The organism is Roseateles sp., from assembly GCF_039929605.1.
Lineage (GTDB): Bacteria > Pseudomonadota > Gammaproteobacteria > Burkholderiales > Burkholderiaceae_C > Pelomonas.
In genome coordinates this window covers 1-16199 of sequence record NZ_JBDSQX010000152.1, presented here as the reverse complement: position 1 = coordinate 16199, position 16199 = coordinate 1, and the positions used below count along the sequence as shown (strand labels likewise).

Genomic DNA, 16199 nt, shown 5'->3' with positions numbered 1-16199 from the left:
GAGAGTGCGTGCTCGGGGCATTGCCGGGAGTCCGCCGCCGGGCGGGACTTCCGGCAATGCAGCGAGCAGGCGCTCTCCTCGCAAAAGCAACCCAACCAACCCAACCTCAGATCTTCATCTCCCACCGCAATTGCCACGACGTATAGCTCGCCCCACCGCTGTTGCTCGTGATGACCTGTGCACCTGTGTTGATCACGCTGCCCGTGAAGTAGTCCAGCGGCGCCAAGTTGCTGGCCGACAGCCGCAGCGACTGCGCCGGCGTGAAGTTCCACAGCGCGAAGGCGTCCGTCACGGCCTTGCGGCTCGTTGTCGCTTCCGTCAACAAGCTCTGCTGGATCACCGACTGCGGCGTCCAGTTCAACGATGCGCCGATGGACAGCGGCAGCGAGCGCAGCCGGTAGTCGAAGCCCAGATTCGCCGTCGCCGTCGCCTTCGGCTGTGCATCCAGCCGGTTGTTGGGCCCCGGAATGCCCTCCACCTTGGACGTGAAGAAGCTCAGGTTGCTGCGGATGCTGACGGGTAGCGCGTCGTCGAAGTACTCGTCCAGCCGGAACTTCGCCTCCAACTCCACGCCCGTCGTGCTGGCCTTGCCGATGTTGCGCGGCCGTGAGACCCAGCGCTGCGTGGCGGCCCAGGGCACCGTTTCCAGCTCGGTCACGCTGCGCATCAGGTTGGTAATCCGGCGCGTGAAGAGGTTGACGCTCAGCAGCCCGCCCTTGCTGAGGTACTTCTCGTAGCCGATCTCCACGCCCGTCGCCAGTTCGGGCTTCAGGTCGGGGTTGCCGGCGCGGTCGGGCGTGTTGGCCTGGTGAGGCACCTGGCTGTTGATGCTCGGGCGGGCGATCAAGTCCTGCACCTGCGGGCTGCGGTAGCTGCGCGTCAGGCTGGCGCGGATGTTTTCCTTGCCATTGGCGTCGAGCTTGTAGCGCGCGTGGGCCAGCGGCGTGAAGACGCTGGACTTGTTGTTCGCCGCATAGCTGGCCGCGCTGCTCTCGGTCTTGATGCCCTCCCAGCGCAGGCCGGCGTAGAAGTCCCACTGCTTGCCGACGTTCCACTCGTCCTGGGCATAGGCGGCGAAGCGGGTCGTCGACGCATCCAGGTCGTCGCCGAACTCGCCCAGACCTGGCTGCGGCGCGCCGTTGACGAGGGTCATGCGGTTCTGGTGCTGGGTGCTGCCTTCGCCCTCGACACCGAACACGAGGCTGTGGTCGTTTTCCAGGCTGCGTGACAACTTGCCGACCAGGTTCCAGTTGCGGCCGCTGCTGTCGGTCGTGTCTTCCTGCGTGCGGTTGATGAGGCCGGTTTCCTGGCGCAGGCTGTGGCTGTCGCCGCTGACCCGGCCCAGGCCGCCGCGCAACTCGATGCGCGTCTCGCGGCTCGGGCGCGCCATCCACTGCAGGTTCAGCCGTGCCATCGTGAAGCGGTTGTCGCCGGCCGTGTCGGCGCGGTTGTAGCTGTCGTTGGTGCGCAGCAGGGTCGAGCTCGACTCGGACTTGTTCGCGACGATGAACGGCATCACGGTCAGGCTGTCCGTGCCGCTGAGTTTGAACTGCACGCGGCTGTTCAGGTTGATGCTCTCGCGCGTGTTTTCGTCGCGGCCCCGCGTGGTTTGCAGCAGCTCGTTGCCGGTGGCGATGGTGCGCGTGGTGGTGTCGTTGATGATGTCGTCACCGCGCTCGCCGCGTATCGCGGACACGCTGATGTTGTAGGCATGGCCGGCGCCGAAGGCGTCGTTGCGGCTCCAGCTGATGCCGGGGCTGAGCTTGTCGCGCTCGACCTGGAAGCCGGCGCGGAACTCGTTGAGCGTCTTCTTCAGCGCCTCACGCAGCACCACGTTGATGGTGCCGGCCATGGCGCGCGTGCCGTACTCGGCGGTGGGCGCGCGCAGCACCTCGATGCGCTCGACCTGCTCGGGCGGCAATTGGTCGAGCGAGAAGCCGGGCGGCATGCGTTCGCCGTTGACGAGGATCTGCGTGTAGCCGCCACCCATGCCGCGCATGCGCACGTCGCCGCCGCGGCCGGGGCGGCCGCCGGTGGTCACGCCGGGCAGGCGCTTGAGTACCTCGCCCACCGTGGAGTCGCCGAACTTCTCGATCTCCTCGCGCGTGATGACGATCTTGCTGGCCGTGGACGCTCGGCGGATGGAGTCGTCGCTGACCGTGCCGCTGATCTCCACGCGCTTGAGCTGCTCGGCGGACCTTGCGTCGGCAGCGGGCCTGCCGGTGGGGCGCTGCGGCGCTGAGGCGGAGTCGGCCGGGGCGGCGGGGGTGGCAGACGTGTTCTGGGCGGAAGCAAGGCCGCTGCAGGCGAGCAGTGCAGCGGCGGCGGTGAGGCGGTAGTGATGCATGGGTCCGCAGTTTGCCCTCCGGCCCGGCGCGCTCTGTGGCGCCGCCGCGAACGAAAAAGTTCTTTACGGGCGCTGATGCGAATCAGTCTGCCGCGTGACGGCAGCGGCCTCGGAGGCTGGATGCAAACTAGACTCCTGACCCTGTCTCCACGCGAACTTTTCCTTGCCATGACCGCCATCTCCGAAGCCGCGCTTCAACCCCTGCTGCAAGCCGTGGCAGGCCCTGACGGCGGGCGCACGCTGGGCGAGGCCAAGGCGATCAAGTCGGTCAAGCTCACAGGCAGCGACGTGGCCATCGCCGTCGAGCTGGCCTACCCGGCCGCCAGCCAGCATGCGGCGCTGACTGCGGCGCTGGTGGCCGCCGCCAAGGCGTTGCCGGGTGTCGGCAACGTCAGCGTCGCCATCGCCACGAACGTCGTTGCCCACGCCGTGCAGCGCGGCGTGCAACTGCTGCCCGGCGTGAAGAACATCATTGCCGTCGCCTCGGGCAAGGGCGGCGTGGGCAAGAGCACCACCGCTGCCAACCTGGCGCTGGCCCTGCATGCCGAAGGCGCCCGCGTCGGCGTGCTCGACGCCGACATCTATGGCCCCAGCCAGCCGCTAATGCTGGGCGTCAGCGGCCGGCCCGAGTCGGAGGACGGCAAGACCATGGAGCCGCACGTGGCCCACGGCCTGCAGGTCAACTCCATCGGCTTCCTCGTCGACGACGACCAGGCCATGATCTGGCGCGGCCCGATGGCCACCCAGGCGCTGGAGCAGTTGCTGCGCCAGACCAACTGGCAGGACCTGGACTACCTCGTCATCGACCTGCCGCCCGGCACCGGCGACATCCAGCTGACCCTGTCGCAGCGCGTGCCCGTGACCGGCGCCGTCATCGTCACCACGCCGCAGGACATCGCCCTCATCGATGCCAAGAAGGGCCTGAAGATGTTCGAGAAGGTGGGCATCCCCATCCTCGGCATCGTCGAGAACATGGCTGTGCACATCTGCAGCAACTGCGGCCACGCCGAGCACATCTTCGGCGCCGACGGCGGCCAGAAGATGGCGGCCCAGTACGGCACCGAGCTGCTGGCCTCGCTGCCGCTGGCCATGAGCATCCGCGCCCAGGCGGACAGCGGCACGCCGACTGTCGCTGCTGAGCCGGACGGCGAAGTCGCTGCGCTCTACAAGGCCTTGGCCCGCAAGGTCGCGGCCAAGGTGGCGGCGCAGAGCAAGGACTACTCGGCCAAGTTCCCGACGATCTCGATCTCCAAGAACAGCTGAAGTCGGCAATGACGGCGACAGCCGCCCTGGACGCGCTGCTGACCCGCTACTCGGTCGGCCCCAAGCACCTCGCCGAGCCCGGGCCCGACGATGCCCAACTCGCCCTGATGGTGCAAGCAGCCTTGCGCGCACCCGACCATGCCGAGCTGGTGCCCTACCGCTTCAAGCTGGTGCGGGGCTTGGCGAAACAAGCCATGGCTGAGCTGTTCGCCGACGCCGCCCGCGCCGCCGGCAAGGGCGAGGAGGGCGCGGCGCTGGACGCCGAGCGGGCGCTGCGGCCGCCGGTCACCGTCGCCGTCGTCGCCCGCATCGACCTGGGCCACCCGCTGGTGCCGGCGCACGAGCAGTGGGCGGCGGTCGGCGGCGCCGTCGCCAACTTTCTGACGGCGGCGCATGCGCTGGGCTTCGGCGGCAAGATGCTCAGCGGCGCCAAGGTCCGCAACGCGGCCATCGCGACAGCCTTCTGCGAACCCGGTGAGACCCTGGTGGGCTGGATCGCGCTGGGCACCCCGGCCCGCAAGCCGACCGGCCCGTCCCGCAAGCCGGGCCCGGGCCAGGTGTTGATCGACTGGCCTTGAGCGCTGTTCAGCCCTTGCGGCGATAGCGGCTCGCGCCGCCCAGGGCCAGCAAGGCCGCCGCGGCCAGCGCCGGCATGCCGGGCTCGGGCAGGGGCTGCCCGACATCCCTGATGCGTTGTGCCGTGACGAAGATGCCGTCCTCGGACTGCAGTGGCAACGTGCCCACCTGGGTGACGGTGAAGTTGTTGAGCAGGTCGCCGTTGTAGTGCAGGTCCCAGAGCGCTGAATTCGAGCCGAACTCGCTGGTGACGATGGTGTCGCCGAGCAGGCCTGCGAACTGGCTGGCGTCGGCCTTCTGCACATCGCTCGCATAGTTGGCGACGTAGAAGCCCTCCAGCGGATTGCCCGACAGGCCCAGGTCCAGCGGCACGGTGCTGACGGTCTCGGCGACCGGGATGGCCATGGCACTGCCGCCGACATTGAGCAGCTGCAGGTCGGTCACCGTGCCATCGGCCTTGATCGCCCGGATCTTGCCCGAGCCCTCGGACGCCACCAGCAACTGCCCGGCGTACTGGCCGTAATTGGCGGAGGCGATATCCATGCCTTCAGTGTCTTCATGGACGTTGGCGATCAAGCTGCGGGTGCCGCCGGCGTCGAAGCTCAACACGTGGCCGGAGGTCGTCGTGACGATCATCACGCCGCCGAAGCTGGAGCCAGGGTCGAAGAAGATCTGGCGCACGCCTGAGCCATCGTCGGTGCTGCCAAAGAGCACGGGGGCGCCGCCATTGGCGGCATAGCGATAGATCTTGGTGTCCGAACCCGAGGCGTAGATCGCGCCGGCAGCAAAGCCGGCCTGGCCCAGCCCAGCCGCCACCACCGGTTCACCCCCGCCCGTGGGCATCGGCGTGCCGAACTTCTGCACGTTGCCGCCGCTCAGATCGCTCTGGTAGAGCTGCAGGTTGTTGGGGCCGAAATAGACAGTGCCGACGAACTTGTCGCCGGCATAGGTGATGGCGATGGTGTTGTTCTGCCCCAGCGTGGCGTTGATGTCGATGGCCTTGATGAAGGTTAGGAAGCTGACGGTTGCGCTGGCGCTGCCAGCGGCCAGCAGCATCGTCAGGCCCATCAGGCCGGCGGCCAGCGGGGAAGGGCGGAAGCGAAAAGGGCGGTTCATGTTTGTCTCCTGAATTCGCGCGACATAAATGGTCTGTCAGCTCGGCCTTTAGCAACAACTGATCCAGGAAGGCAAGTCTTTGAATTGATTGGATTTTTATGAGAAAAATGTTGCTGGGACCAGCGTCCTGTAAGCCGGTTCGACACCCACGTTTGAACTTGAAAAATCCGCAATCGTCGCCTTGGGCCTTCATCAAGTGGTGACCGAGTCGTCGCGGCGCCTGGCACGGTTCGCGCTAACCTCTCGGCTTTGCAACTCTGGGCAGGTCGGGCATGGACTCACTCCCCGAGGTCAGCCGGCATTTGCGGCTGCACGTGCTGACTTGAACGAATCGAGCGTAGCGCGATGGAACTGACCCCACGTGTTCGGCCGGCCTTTGCGGCCGCTCGGGCTAACTGAAAAGAATCGAGCGAAGCGAGATGGAACTCACTCCCCGAGGTCAGCCGGCATTTGCGGCTGCACGTGCTGACTTGAACGAATCGAGCGTAGCGAGATGGAACTGACCCCACGTGAGAAGGACAAGCTGCTGCTGTTCACGGCGGCCTTGCTCGCCGAACGGCGCAAGGCACGCGGCCTGAAGCTCAACTACCCCGAGGCTGTGGCCTTCATCAGCGCCGCCATCCTCGAAGGCGCACGCGACGGCAAGAGCGTTGCGCAGCTGATGAGCGAAGGCCGCGAGATCCTGACCCGGGACGACGTCATGGACGGCATCGCCGAGATGATCCCGGAGATCCAGGTCGAAGCCACCTTTCCCGACGGCACGAAGCTCGTGACCGTCCACCAACCCATTGCCTGAGCCCACACCATGCGCAAGATGCTTCTGCTGCTGCCCCTGATCGGCGCTTCGGCCCTGGCCCACGACGGCCACGGCGCTGCCGGCCCGCACATGCACGGTTGGGACGGCCCCGGCACGCTGGCCCTCGTGGCCGCAGCCGGCGTGGCCTTCTGGTGGTTCACCAAGGGCCGCAAGTGATGATCCCCGGCGAGCTGATCACCGCCGACGGCGAGCACGAACTCAACCCCGGCCGCCGCACGCTGACTCTCAAGGTGTCCAACACCGGCGAGCGGCCCATCCAGGTCGGCTCGCACTACCACTTCGCCGAGACCAACGCGGCCCTCGGCTTCGACCGCGAGGCCGCGCGCGGCATGCGGCTCAACATCTGCAGCGGCACGGCGGTGCGCTTCGAGCCGGGGCAGTCGCGCACGGTCGAGCTGGTCGACCTGGGCGGTGACCGCACCGTCTACGGTTTCCGCGGTCTGGTTCAAGGCAAGCTATGAAGATCAGTCGACGCGCCTACGCCGAGATGCTCGGCCCCACCGTTGGCGACAAGCTGCGCCTGGCCGACACCGCCCTCGTCATCGAGATCGAGCAAGACCTGACGCTGCGTGCCGGTGGCTACGGCGAAGAGGTCAAGTTCGGTGGCGGCAAGACCGTGCGCGACGGCATGGGCCAGTCCCAGCGCATCAACGGCCCCGGCCCGGGTGACGCGGTCGACACCGTCATCACCAACGTCGTCATCCTTGACCACTGGGGCATCGTCAAGGCCGACATCGGCTTACGCGGCTGCCGCATCGCCGCCATCGGCAAGGCCGGCAACCCCGACGTGCAACCCGGCGTGGACATCGTCATCGGCCCCGGCACCGAAATCATCGCGGGCGAGGGCTTCATCGTCACGCCCGGCGCCATCGACACCCACATCCACTTCATCTGCCCGCAGCAGATCGAGGAGGCGCTGATGAGCGGCGTGACCACCATGATCGGCGGCGGCACCGGCCCCGCCACCGGCACGCTGGCCACCACCTGCACGCCCGGGCCGCACCACATCGCGACGATGCTGAAGGCGGCGGAAGCCTTCCCGATGAACCTCGGCTTCATGGGCAAGGGCAACGCCAGCCGCCCTGAGGCGCTGATGCAGCAGATCGACGCCGGCGCCATCGGCCTGAAGCTTCACGAGGACTGGGGCACCACGCCCGCAGCCATCGACAACTGCCTGAACGTGGCCGAGCTGACCGACACGCAGGTCGCCATCCACACCGACACGCTCAACGAGTCGGGCTTCGTCGAAGACACGATTGCCGCCTTCAAGGGCCGCACCATCCACAGCTTCCACACCGAAGGCGCGGGCGGCGGCCATGCGCCGGACATCATGTGTGTGGTGGGCGAAGCCAACGTTCTACCTTCCAGCACCAACCCGACGCGGCCGTTCACCGTCAACACGCTGGACGAGCACCTCGACATGCTGATGGTCTGCCATCACCTGGACGCGGGCATCGCCGAGGACCTGGCCTTCGCCGAAAGCCGCATCCGCCGCGAGACCATCGCCGCCGAAGACATCCTGCATGACCTCGGCGCCATCAGCATGTTCTCGTCCGACTCCCAGGCCATGGGCCGCGTGGGCGAGGTGAGTCTGCGCTGCTGGCAGACCGCGCACAAGATGAAGGTGCAGCGCGGCGCCTTGCCCGGCGACGGCGCTGGCAACGACAACGCCCGCGTGAAGCGCTACCTCGCCAAGCTCGCCATCAACCCCGCGCTGGCCCACGGCATCAGCCACGAGGTCGGCTCCATCGAAGTCGGCAAATGGGCCGACCTTGTGCTGTGGAAGCCCGCCTTCTTCGGCGTGAAGCCGTCACTGATCCTGAAAGGCGGCTTCATCGCCGTTGCCGCGATGGGCGACGCCAACGCAAGCATTCCGACGCCGCAGCCGGTGCACTACCGGCCGATGTTCGGCTCGTTCGGTGGCGCGCTGGCGCAGGGCTCGCTGACCTTCGTCAGCCAGGCGGGGCAGGGCAATGTCGAGAAGCTGGGCCTGGCCAAGACGCTGGTGCCGGTGAAGGGCTGCCGCTCGGTCAGGAAGGCCGACATGGTGCTCAACAACTACCTGCCGGTCATGGAGATCGACGCGCAGACCTACGAGGTGAGGGCGGATGGCGTGCTGTTGACCTGCGAGCCGGCGAAGGAGTTGCCGATGGCGCAGAGGTATTTCTTGTTTTAGGGCATCCGATTCCGTGCATTGATATGAACAGCAGCGTCACAACCGTTGGGACGGATCTGACAATCCTCCTGCTGCTGTTCGGGATGTCCAGCTTGGTCATAGCGATTGAGCCGGCACCCATTCTGGCGAGCGAGGCGGTGGCCCTGCTCACGCTCGAAGAGGCGCCGGGCATTTTTCGTCAATGCAGCCGCAAAGCACCAAAGGTGCCGAAAGCCGCGCTGTGGATTCCGAGCTCGGCGCAGATCAAAGAACTTGAAAACGGACTACCCGCCTTTGTCGCTGCAGCCACAGCCCGCGACAGCTCCGCGGCACCGCACGCTTCGGGCAACTACGCCCGCCAGTACGTGGGCTACACCCTCAAGAGGCGGCGCTATATCTACGGGAGTTTCTTTCCGGTGGACGTGCTCAAAGAGGCCGGCCCCCCGTGGAAGGGCGCGATCATCATTTGCGACGGTGGCCCAGCTATCTGGGGCGTCGTGTACGACTTGCAGCGGAAGGCCTTCATGCAGCTTCAAATCAACGGTTCGTGACGACCAGCGAAATCTGGCCAAGACGCTGGTGTCGGTGAAGGGCTGCCGCTCGGTCAGGAAGCCGACATGGTGCTGAACAACTACCTGCCGGTCATGGAGATCGACGCGCAGACCTACGAGGTGAGGGCGGACGGCGTGCTGTTGACCTGCGAGCCGGCAAAGGAGTTGCCGATGGCGCAGAGGTATTTCTTGTTCTGACAGAACTTCTACGTTTCAGTAGACGCGTAATGTATGCATGGCCTTGGCTGACCTATTGACCATGTTGGCCCCAATGAAATGCTCCTCCGAGCAGCCTGAGTTCTGTGAATTTGATTGGATCTCAAACGGATAGGAACGCGATCTTGAAGTTCCGCTGTTCGAGATCTCGTAGAAGCCTTGCCAAGCCGCACTTGGCGAAGAACGGTAGCTTGTTCATCGGCGTACCCATCGAAACCAGGCAGAGAGTCCACTCGTCGCGTCGCGGCTTTGCGCTTGTCCAGCTTGCGTCCCAACTCGTTCCGGCTTTCGCAATGGCCTTCGCAAGCGCATCGCGATAAGTTTGGTCATTGCCGAAGAACAATTCAGCAGTCCTTCGCAGTTGTTCACTGAGATGACTCACGCTTGCTGAGCGCGTCGGGTGTTTGACGAAGTACAAGGTTTTCGTCGGAAGGTGCAGGATGTCACAGAACTCAAACTTCGACTTGCTTTGACCATAGTGGACGTCCATCTTGTCAAACAACCAGAGCGTTTTGTCTGTGGCACAGGCTCTCTGGTTGTAGACGCCCTCATCCTCATTTGTGGCCCAAGCGCATAGGCCTGACTTCGGAGCAAGTACCTGAGCGAGTTCCTGATTGGTGCGCTGCACGAATGCGGGGTCGGCTTGGTACCACTTCCCAGACGACAGCGCGAATGAGCCTGACGCATCGGAGACCTCTATGCCAAAGCAGTCAAACATGGTGCAACTGCCCAGGTCTTCCTTATCCCCATCCAGCATATGAACCGTCGTCCCAATGGCGGAGGCAACTGATGGCGATAAGTTCTCCTTCTTGAGATGAGCTAGCCAGTTGCCATACATGAGGTACGGTGCAGTCGCAGGGAGCTTGCCTTTCCGACCGATGATGAAGTGCTGCGGAAGCTGGCCATCTCCGGTGCGCTCTGCTGAAGCGGAAAGAGCGACTTTCGCGGCTGCGTTTGGGTCAGCAAGAACGGCGTCTAACAGGAGGTTCAGAGCTTCAAGTTTGTCGTTGTCTCGTATCAGAGCGAGATTGTTTAGCTCAGGCCAGTTGCGCTTGTGGTCATCAGATCGAAACCGCTCTATCAGCAGGTCCAGCGTTTCCGGGAGCTTCTTGACGTCGAGCTCAAAACGGAGCGCTTGGCCCCCGCTAACCTTGGCACCGAGTAGTGGTCGATGTTCGAACTTGACTGCACCTTCGACGGCGCCAACCATATCTCGATCAGGCTCAAAACCAAAGTCACGGACCCCGGCGCCACGGGGGGATCGCTCACTGGCGGTGTGCTGCCTGCCAAAGACCTGCTCGGATCGCATCTCTCTGACCTGACCGCCGGCCAGTACTGCCTGCGCGGTGATCTTGCCAAAGTCGGGCTCAATCCAGTCGTTCTTCACCCTGTTGTGCGCTTGTCCGAAAGTGAGCAGGAAAGAGCGGCCGCCCCGTTTTGCGAGCAGTACTGCGCTAGGGAACTGCGCTTGCAAGGGCGGTGACGCCGTCGCCAGCAACAAGCTCACCTGATCAAGCCAAGGCGGATCTTGTGCGTCAGAGGGGAGTGCAAAGAAATGACCCTCACCGGCCCCTTCCCGGAGCGGCGTGCCGTCCTCTCCTGTGAGCGTCTTGAAAAAAGTAGTTGCCTCTGCGACGCGGGTTGCCTTCAACAGATATGCCGTTACCTGAAGCCTGGGCACCTTTTTCTCGGTCATCGCCTCTCCTCCCTACTGTTTCGTGCAGCATACACAGACGTTAGGGAATTCGAAGGCAGCCTTCATCGTGCCAGCTCAGCTGGTACGCGGAGCCGAGGGTCACGCGGAGCCGAGGGTCAGGTCTCAATTTTCAACCCCCTGGCCTGATGCGGTGGAGGGCTGGGGGTGAGGAGAAGCCTGCGCAGCGGGCGTGGCCGGCACATCGATGCATTGCGGAACCGCACCGCAGCGAGCGGCGACTCTCAGTCCAGCAGCAGCCCCAACACATACTCATCTACGTAGTGCGCTTCGTGGGAGGGAGCCGAGGGTCAGGTCTCAAATTTCAACCCCCTGGCCTGATGCGGTGGAGGGCTGGGGGTGAGGAGAGGCCTGCGCAGCGGGCGTGGCCGGCACATCGATGCATTGCGGAACCGCACCGCAGCGAGCGACGACGCTCAGTCCAGCAGCAGCCCCAACACATACTCATCGACGTAGTGCGCTTCGTGGGAGCGCTTGTAGAAGGCCCTGAGCGTTCCTTCGTGCACAAAGCCCAGCCGCTTGTAGAAGGCGAGCGCCGGCTGGTTGTCGCTTTCCGCGTAGAGCTCCACGCGCCGGATACCGTCACTGCGCAGATGTCGGATCGCGTCGTCGATCATCGCGCGCCCCACGCCCCGCCCATGGAGTCGCGGGTCGACGGCCAGCGTGCCCAGCTGGGCGACATGGCTCACGCGACCGGGGTAGCGCGTCGTCCTGTAGAAGCCCGCGATGGCGCCGTCCAGCTCCCAGATCCAGAACGTGCCGCTGCGCAGCAGCTCGTCGAAGATGGGAACAAACGCTGACTCCTCCATCGGGTCGTAGGTCAGGTAGGGCACGACGGCGGGGTGGGAGTAGATCGAGAAGACGTGCTTGAGGTCGGTGGGCAGGGCAGGGCGGCGCATGCGTGTCAATCGGCTGAGAAGTCTGGCGACATCGTAGACAGCTGCTGCGTGTGCTGCAGTCATGCGCATGCCTTGAGGCACCGACGCGCTTGGTTGCACCGGGAACCGATGGCCTGGCAGCTCGTAGGTTAATGGGGTGAGCCCCGCGAACCCCAACGTTTTGGGCCGCTAGGATTCGTTGGGGTTCACTCCGTTCACCCCAACCTACCGGGCTAGTCCGTCTTTTTCGGCGGCAGCAGCGCCTTGGGCAGCCGTGCCGCCACGCCCACGCTGCGGCCCGCCAGGTTGGGTACGCTGTAGCGCACCGCGCTGCCCAGCACCTGCGCGGCCTCGGACAAGGTCAGTCCGTAGTCCTGTTCCAGCCAGCGGATCAGCCCCGTGCTGGCCGCTTTCAGCGCGTCATCCAGCGAGCCCGCTTGGCCCAGCGCCATGATCTCGGTCGCCGATTCCACGCGCGGCAGCGGCAGCTCGCGGCCCTTGATCAGCTCAACGCGCAAGCTCACGTCCATCGACGTCTCCAGCGCGTACTGCGATGTCTCGCCATCGCCCTGCAGAGCGTGCGCGTCGCCCAGGTAGAGCAACGCGCCGGGTTGCTGCACCGGCAAATAGACGGTTGCGCCTTCCACCACTTCCGGGACGTCCATGTTGCCGCCCGAGCGGCCGGTGTCGCCGGTGGACATCGGTGCCGAACCGAAGCCGGGTGCCAGGCCCAGGCCGCCCAGCATCGGGCGCAGCGGCACGGCGAACGCCCGCAGCGCGCCCTTGGCGTTCTGCGGGCGTGCGACGCCTGCCTGGCGGTCGAGTGCCCACCGCACCGGCTGGCCGAGATCGCCCGCGCGGCTCGTGAGGCTGGCACCCAGCGCGCGGCCGACGATGCTGTCCAGGCTGTCGGCCCAGTCGCGGTTGGGTGTCAGCTTCACGAGATGCACCACCAACGTGTCGCCCGGTTCCGCACCGCTGACAAAGAAGGGGCCGGTCTGCGGGTTGCCGAACAGGGCCCGCGTGACGCCGCGCTCATCCACGCCGCCCGAGTCGATCGTGCGCGTGTGCACCGTGTCCCCCGGCCAGATCGTCAGGACGGGCTCCCGGTCCGCAGTGAAGAGATTGGAGAAGTCCTTGGGGTCGTAGGTGTGCTGTTGCGGCCCGCCAGGCGGTTGCTCGGGCAGCAAGCGCGCGGTGAAGCGGTGGCGGATGCGGACGCCGGCATGGTTGGAATCCGGCCAGTCGGCTTCACCGGCGAAGCGGTCGGCGTCGATGCGGCCTTCATAGGTGTAGCGCTCACCCTTGCTGTCACGCGTCGTGAAGCGCAGCACGCCGGCGTCAGTGCTGCCTTCCAGGGCGTCGCCATCCAGCGTGCCGCTCAAACGCTGGCCATCGCGCACCAGCGCCAGCGTGGCATAGGCCTGGTTGCCCCAGAGGTCGGTGGCGACCAGCCAATGCTGCGTCGTCGCGGCGAATGCGAGGACGGGCAACAGCCAAAGAGCGGCGAGCAGGGCGCCCCGGTGGGTGGGTGAGAGCATGCGCATGGCGGCGGATTGTGGTCGGCCGATGTCGGGCCGTCCCGTGCCGTCGGTCATCAGGCCAGCTCGGTACGTTGGGGCAAGCACAGCGAACCCCAACGCCCCCAGCCGCCTTGACGCCACGCCCCATGCGCTACCGCCGCGCCAACACGGCCGGCGTCATGTACTTCTTCACGTCGAATGCGGCCGACCGCAGCCCGATAGGTCAGTGGTTGAACATTGCCCTTCCACTCTGGCACATCGATGCCGTTCAAGGTGGGGGCGTCCATCCCATTAACCTACCGGTTGACCCCGTTCGGCGGCGTCATGTCGAAGCCTGGCACCCCCCCAATGCACCGATTGCTCGTTGCGCTGCCTCTAAGCTTCAACGTCCACCTCCGCCGAACGCATGCCTTCATCCTCGATGCCCGACGACGAACTCGTGGCCTGCGCACGCGCGGGCGACGCTCAGGCGCTTGAGGCCTTGCTTCGCCGCTGCCAGCCCGACCTGCGACGCTATGCCCGCCGTCATTGCGCCAGTCACGATGTCGACGACGCGGTGCAGGACGCCATGTGGATCGTCGCTCGCCGCGTGCCGACCTTGCGGGTGGCCGCCGCGCTTTCCAGTTGGCTGTTCGTGACCGTCCGGCGGCTGTGCATGCGGCTGCTCAAGCAGCGGCAGCCGACGGAGCCGCTGAACGAGGAGGAACCTTTCCACGCGGTGGAATCGCAGGATGCCTTGCGATTGGATCTCGCCCGCGCGCTGGAGGAATTGGCACCGATCTACCGCGAGGTCCTGGTGCTGGTTGATGTGATGGGGCACACCGTGCCCGAGGCTGCCGACGCGCTGAGCGTCGGCCTGGAGACAACAAAAAGTCGCCTGCATCGAGCGCGCGCGCTGATGCGCCGGCGGCTGACCCTCTGAATCACGTTGATCGTTGAACCGAAACGGCGCCGCCGAGCCTCTTAGCGGATGTCTTCATCTGAAAGGGTTGGATCTATGTGGTACGTCAAAAACCTTCCTGCCTGGGAGCGCGGGCTGCGCCTCCTGGCTGGCATGCTGATGGGCGCCTGCGCCTGGCACTTCGGGCTCAACCCTGTGGGCATCGGCTTCGCTGTCGCCGGCGTGATTAGCGGGCTCACCGCAGTGGTGGGCTACTGCCCGATGTGCGCGATGGCGGGACGTAGCCCTCGCAAACTTGGGGGCGCCCGTGATCTTCGGTAACCGCAGTCTCGGTGTGCACCTGCTGCGCGGCACGTTGGGCGCCGCCGCGCTGTGGTGGTCGCTAAGCACCATCGACAGCAGCTGGGTGCCCAGCCTGTTTCTGATGCCGATGGCCTTGTGGATGTTCAAGGGCTGCCCGATGTGTTGGACCGTCGGCTTGTTCGAGAGCGCGGCCCATTGGATCCATCGCCGCAATGAGCAGGCAATGTCCGATACCTGAGACGGCAATGCAGGCGGCCGACGGCCCAAAGCCGCCGGCCGAAAAACGGCTTCAAAGAATCTGGCCGAAGGAGCTACCGCCGCGCCGACACCCCCGGGCGCTACCTGCTTCTTCAAGTTGAACGTGGCCAACCGCAGCGGGCAAATGCTGACGGACCCTATCGACGGCCCGCGGAACAGCTTCAATCCGGTGAAGCACGGCTGGGCCGAACGGGCAGCCGGCTGGCCGTACCCCAGCATTCATCGCTTGATTCGCGAAGGCGTCATCGACGCCTTGGGGGCAGCGTCAATTGATAGAGGCGCCGATCAGCGAATTCCATCAGGGGCAGCAGCGCTCAAGCGCATTCAAAGCCCGAATGTATAGCTGCAATCTTTTCCTCTCCGTCACCACTGAAAGACCGCTTGGCAAACGGGGGCGTCCATGTATGGGGTGAGTGCAGCGAACCCCAACGTCGCGGGCACACACCAACACGCCAGCGGCACCTCCGCGCGACTGTCTCAGCGCACTAGGGATCGATCGCCCGATTGGCTGAACGTATCCTGCCTAACGCCATTTCAACCCGGATACCTGAATGAAAAAGAGCCGTTTGCAAGTCAATCAATGGAGCCGTCGGATTGCAGTCGCTGCATGCTTGGTCTTCACAGGGCTGAGTCAGGCCCAGCAGACCTACGCGGGGGGCGCGGTGCAGGTCGACGGCGAAGTCCTCACTTACGCGGACACGGGGCTGCAACAGGCCAGTGGGTCGCTGCTGGTCGGCGGACTAGAAACACGTTCCTCTGCCGACCTCGCGACCGGTGCCTTGAAGGCGTACGTCTCGGGCGGCAGGCCGGGAGACGGGATGGCCGTCGGCTCGGCCGGTGCCACGTTCGCAGATTCGCTCTGGTTCAACGGAGCGTCGGTCGGCACCTATGTGGGTGAGTTGAGGGTTTCCTTCGAGGCGATGCTCACCAGCGACACAGGCTACGAAGCCACGTTCAAAGGGATTTCGGCGCTGTCGAACGTGGCGGTCGCCACGGCGCCTGGCAACACGCAGATGCGATTCGTCTCGACCGACTGCAGCGCCATCACCTTGCCGTGCAAAGAGGGCGGACGCGTTCAGGAGGTCTTCTCCCTGCCTCTGGTCATCACTTCGACCGACTTTGAAGGCCGCGGTTCCATCTTGCTCTCTGCCAACCTCCAGGCGACGGCGGTGGGGGGCGGCATCGCTGATGCAGGACACACCTTGCGCCTTTCTCTTGCGCTGCTTCCCGAGTACCAGTCGTATTCCTCGGCCTCGGGCGTGTTCCTGACGGCGGTACCAGAGCCCTCCACGCTGCTGATGCTGCTCGGTGGATTGCTTGCGGTGGGAGTCGCAAGCAGGATGGCGTGCGCCCGGCGGGAGTCGGTGCAAGCCGACGGTCATCGCACGCTGCTGGCGTAGCCCGTAGGTTGGGGTGAGCCTGCGAACCCCAACGTTTGACCACCGGAGCTTGTTGTGACCTTGCCCCTGGAATCCGTATCCCTTAACCGAGCCGTGAATTGGCTTGCTTGGACTGCGCTGCAAGCCAGTTTTTCTCGAACTGCATCGGACTGAGATAGCCCAGCGTCGAGTGCAGCCGGGT

At 65.2% G+C, this 16199-nt stretch carries 17 protein-coding genes and 1 pseudogene; 13 read left to right on the top strand and 5 right to left on the bottom strand.

Annotated elements, in window-relative coordinates; all coding sequences use genetic code 11:
• Positions 1-106: 106 nt before the first annotated feature.
• Positions 107-2347 carry a TonB-dependent receptor gene (locus ABIS05_RS20625; protein ID WP_348011658.1) on the bottom strand — a complete coding sequence of 747 codons (2241 nt, stop codon included), beginning with the start codon at positions 2345-2347 and terminating at the stop codon, positions 107-109.
• Between the two features lie 168 nt (positions 2348-2515).
• Between ABIS05_RS20625 and apbC the strand changes: the two genes are divergently transcribed.
• Together apbC and ABIS05_RS20615 are read left to right on the top strand one after the other, a co-directional pair.
• Positions 2516-3610, top strand: a complete 1095-nt coding sequence (gene apbC / locus ABIS05_RS20620) for an iron-sulfur cluster carrier protein ApbC (protein WP_348011657.1) — start codon at positions 2516-2518, stop codon at positions 3608-3610.
• Positions 3611-3618: 8 nt separating this feature from the next.
• Complete coding sequence (locus tag ABIS05_RS20615) at positions 3619-4188, top strand: nitroreductase (protein WP_348011656.1); 570 nt, start codon at positions 3619-3621, stop codon at positions 4186-4188.
• 7 nt (positions 4189-4195) lie between these two features.
• On the opposite strand, the gene ABIS05_RS20610 is transcribed toward ABIS05_RS20615, so the two are convergent.
• Positions 4196-5302, bottom strand: a complete 1107-nt coding sequence (locus ABIS05_RS20610; RefSeq protein ID WP_348011655.1) for a hypothetical protein — start codon at positions 5300-5302, stop codon at positions 4196-4198.
• Between the two features lie 493 nt (positions 5303-5795).
• Between ABIS05_RS20610 and ABIS05_RS20605 the strand changes: the two genes are divergently transcribed.
• The 6 genes and pseudogenes from ABIS05_RS20605 to ureC (ABIS05_RS20580) all read left to right on the top strand — a co-directional run.
• Positions 5796-6098 carry an urease subunit gamma gene (locus ABIS05_RS20605; RefSeq protein ID WP_348011654.1) on the top strand — a complete coding sequence of 101 codons (303 nt, stop codon included), beginning with the start codon at positions 5796-5798 and terminating at the stop codon, positions 6096-6098.
• A 9-nt stretch (positions 6099-6107) separates the two neighbouring features.
• A complete protein-coding gene (locus ABIS05_RS20600; protein WP_348011653.1) occupies positions 6108-6275 on the top strand; it encodes a hypothetical protein in 168 nt (55 codons plus the stop codon).
• A complete protein-coding gene (locus ABIS05_RS20595) occupies positions 6275-6580 on the top strand; it encodes an urease subunit beta (protein WP_348011652.1) in 306 nt (101 codons plus the stop codon). Before ABIS05_RS20600 ends, ABIS05_RS20595 begins: the two co-directional genes overlap by 1 nt.
• A complete protein-coding gene (gene ureC, locus ABIS05_RS20590) occupies positions 6577-8295 on the top strand; it encodes an urease subunit alpha (protein ID WP_348011651.1) in 1719 nt (572 codons plus the stop codon). Before ABIS05_RS20595 ends, ureC (ABIS05_RS20590) begins: the two co-directional genes overlap by 4 nt.
• A gap of 23 nt (positions 8296-8318) precedes the next feature.
• Positions 8319-8825, top strand: coding sequence for a hypothetical protein (locus tag ABIS05_RS20585; RefSeq protein ID WP_348011650.1), 507 nt, complete (start codon positions 8319-8321; stop codon positions 8823-8825).
• Positions 8826-8838: 13 nt separating this feature from the next.
• A pseudogene (gene ureC / locus ABIS05_RS20580) lies at positions 8839-9023 on the top strand (urease subunit alpha); the annotation flags it as partial.
• Between the two features lie 121 nt (positions 9024-9144).
• Here ureC (ABIS05_RS20580) and ABIS05_RS20575 read toward each other — a convergent pair.
• From ABIS05_RS20575 to ABIS05_RS20565, 3 genes are all read right to left on the bottom strand, one after another.
• Entirely contained in the window at positions 9145-10737 is a 1593-nt protein-coding gene (locus tag ABIS05_RS20575) for a TIGR04141 family sporadically distributed protein (RefSeq protein ID WP_348011649.1), read from the bottom strand.
• Positions 10738-11171: 434 nt separating this feature from the next.
• Positions 11172-11654, bottom strand: coding sequence for a GNAT family N-acetyltransferase (locus ABIS05_RS20570; protein ID WP_348011648.1), 483 nt, complete (start codon positions 11652-11654; stop codon positions 11172-11174).
• Between the two features lie 212 nt (positions 11655-11866).
• Positions 11867-13180 (bottom strand): acetamidase/formamidase family protein, encoded by a 1314-nt coding sequence (locus ABIS05_RS20565; RefSeq protein ID WP_348011647.1) that lies wholly within the window; start codon positions 13178-13180, stop codon positions 11867-11869.
• A gap of 397 nt (positions 13181-13577) precedes the next feature.
• On the opposite strand from ABIS05_RS20565, the gene ABIS05_RS20560 reads away from it, so the two are divergent.
• The 5 genes from ABIS05_RS20560 to ABIS05_RS20540 all read left to right on the top strand — a co-directional run bounded on the left by ABIS05_RS20560 (position 13578) and on the right by ABIS05_RS20540 (position 16018).
• Entirely contained in the window at positions 13578-14078 is a 501-nt protein-coding gene (locus tag ABIS05_RS20560) for a sigma-70 family RNA polymerase sigma factor (protein ID WP_348011646.1), read from the top strand.
• 48 nt (positions 14079-14126) lie between these two features.
• Complete coding sequence (locus tag ABIS05_RS20555) at positions 14127-14378, top strand: DUF2892 domain-containing protein (RefSeq protein ID WP_348011645.1); 252 nt, start codon at positions 14127-14129, stop codon at positions 14376-14378.
• Complete coding sequence (locus tag ABIS05_RS20550; RefSeq protein ID WP_348011644.1) at positions 14365-14598, top strand: hypothetical protein; 234 nt, start codon at positions 14365-14367, stop codon at positions 14596-14598. The genes ABIS05_RS20555 and ABIS05_RS20550 overlap by 14 nt, the downstream gene beginning before the upstream one ends.
• A gap of 117 nt (positions 14599-14715) precedes the next feature.
• A complete protein-coding gene (locus tag ABIS05_RS20545) occupies positions 14716-14961 on the top strand; it encodes a hypothetical protein (protein WP_348011643.1) in 246 nt (81 codons plus the stop codon).
• Positions 14962-15169: 208 nt separating this feature from the next.
• Positions 15170-16018, top strand: a complete 849-nt coding sequence (locus ABIS05_RS20540; protein ID WP_348011642.1) for a PEP-CTERM sorting domain-containing protein — start codon at positions 15170-15172, stop codon at positions 16016-16018.
• Positions 16019-16199 lie beyond the last annotated feature (181 nt).

Coding starts and splice junctions, on each gene's coding strand:
- ABIS05_RS20625 (WP_348011658.1), bottom strand. CDS start 2,347: ATGCATCACTACCGCCTCACCGCCGCCGCTGCACTGCTCGCCTGCAGC.
- apbC (WP_348011657.1), top strand. CDS start 2,516: ATGACCGCCATCTCCGAAGCCGCGCTTCAACCCCTGCTGCAAGCCGTG.
- ABIS05_RS20615 (WP_348011656.1), top strand. CDS start 3,619: ATGACGGCGACAGCCGCCCTGGACGCGCTGCTGACCCGCTACTCGGTC.
- ABIS05_RS20610 (WP_348011655.1), bottom strand. CDS start 5,302: ATGAACCGCCCTTTTCGCTTCCGCCCTTCCCCGCTGGCCGCCGGCCTG.
- ABIS05_RS20605 (WP_348011654.1), top strand. CDS start 5,796: ATGGAACTGACCCCACGTGAGAAGGACAAGCTGCTGCTGTTCACGGCG.
- ABIS05_RS20600 (WP_348011653.1), top strand. CDS start 6,108: ATGCGCAAGATGCTTCTGCTGCTGCCCCTGATCGGCGCTTCGGCCCTG.
- ABIS05_RS20595 (WP_348011652.1), top strand. CDS start 6,275: ATGATCCCCGGCGAGCTGATCACCGCCGACGGCGAGCACGAACTCAAC.
- ureC (WP_348011651.1), top strand. CDS start 6,577: ATGAAGATCAGTCGACGCGCCTACGCCGAGATGCTCGGCCCCACCGTT.
- ABIS05_RS20585 (WP_348011650.1), top strand. CDS start 8,319: ATGAACAGCAGCGTCACAACCGTTGGGACGGATCTGACAATCCTCCTG.
- ABIS05_RS20575 (WP_348011649.1), bottom strand. CDS start 10,737: ATGACCGAGAAAAAGGTGCCCAGGCTTCAGGTAACGGCATATCTGTTG.
- ABIS05_RS20570 (WP_348011648.1), bottom strand. CDS start 11,654: ATGCGCCGCCCTGCCCTGCCCACCGACCTCAAGCACGTCTTCTCGATC.
- ABIS05_RS20565 (WP_348011647.1), bottom strand. CDS start 13,180: ATGCGCATGCTCTCACCCACCCACCGGGGCGCCCTGCTCGCCGCTCTT.
- ABIS05_RS20560 (WP_348011646.1), top strand. CDS start 13,578: ATGCCCGACGACGAACTCGTGGCCTGCGCACGCGCGGGCGACGCTCAG.
- ABIS05_RS20555 (WP_348011645.1), top strand. CDS start 14,127: ATGTCTTCATCTGAAAGGGTTGGATCTATGTGGTACGTCAAAAACCTT.
- ABIS05_RS20540 (WP_348011642.1), top strand. CDS start 15,170: ATGAAAAAGAGCCGTTTGCAAGTCAATCAATGGAGCCGTCGGATTGCA.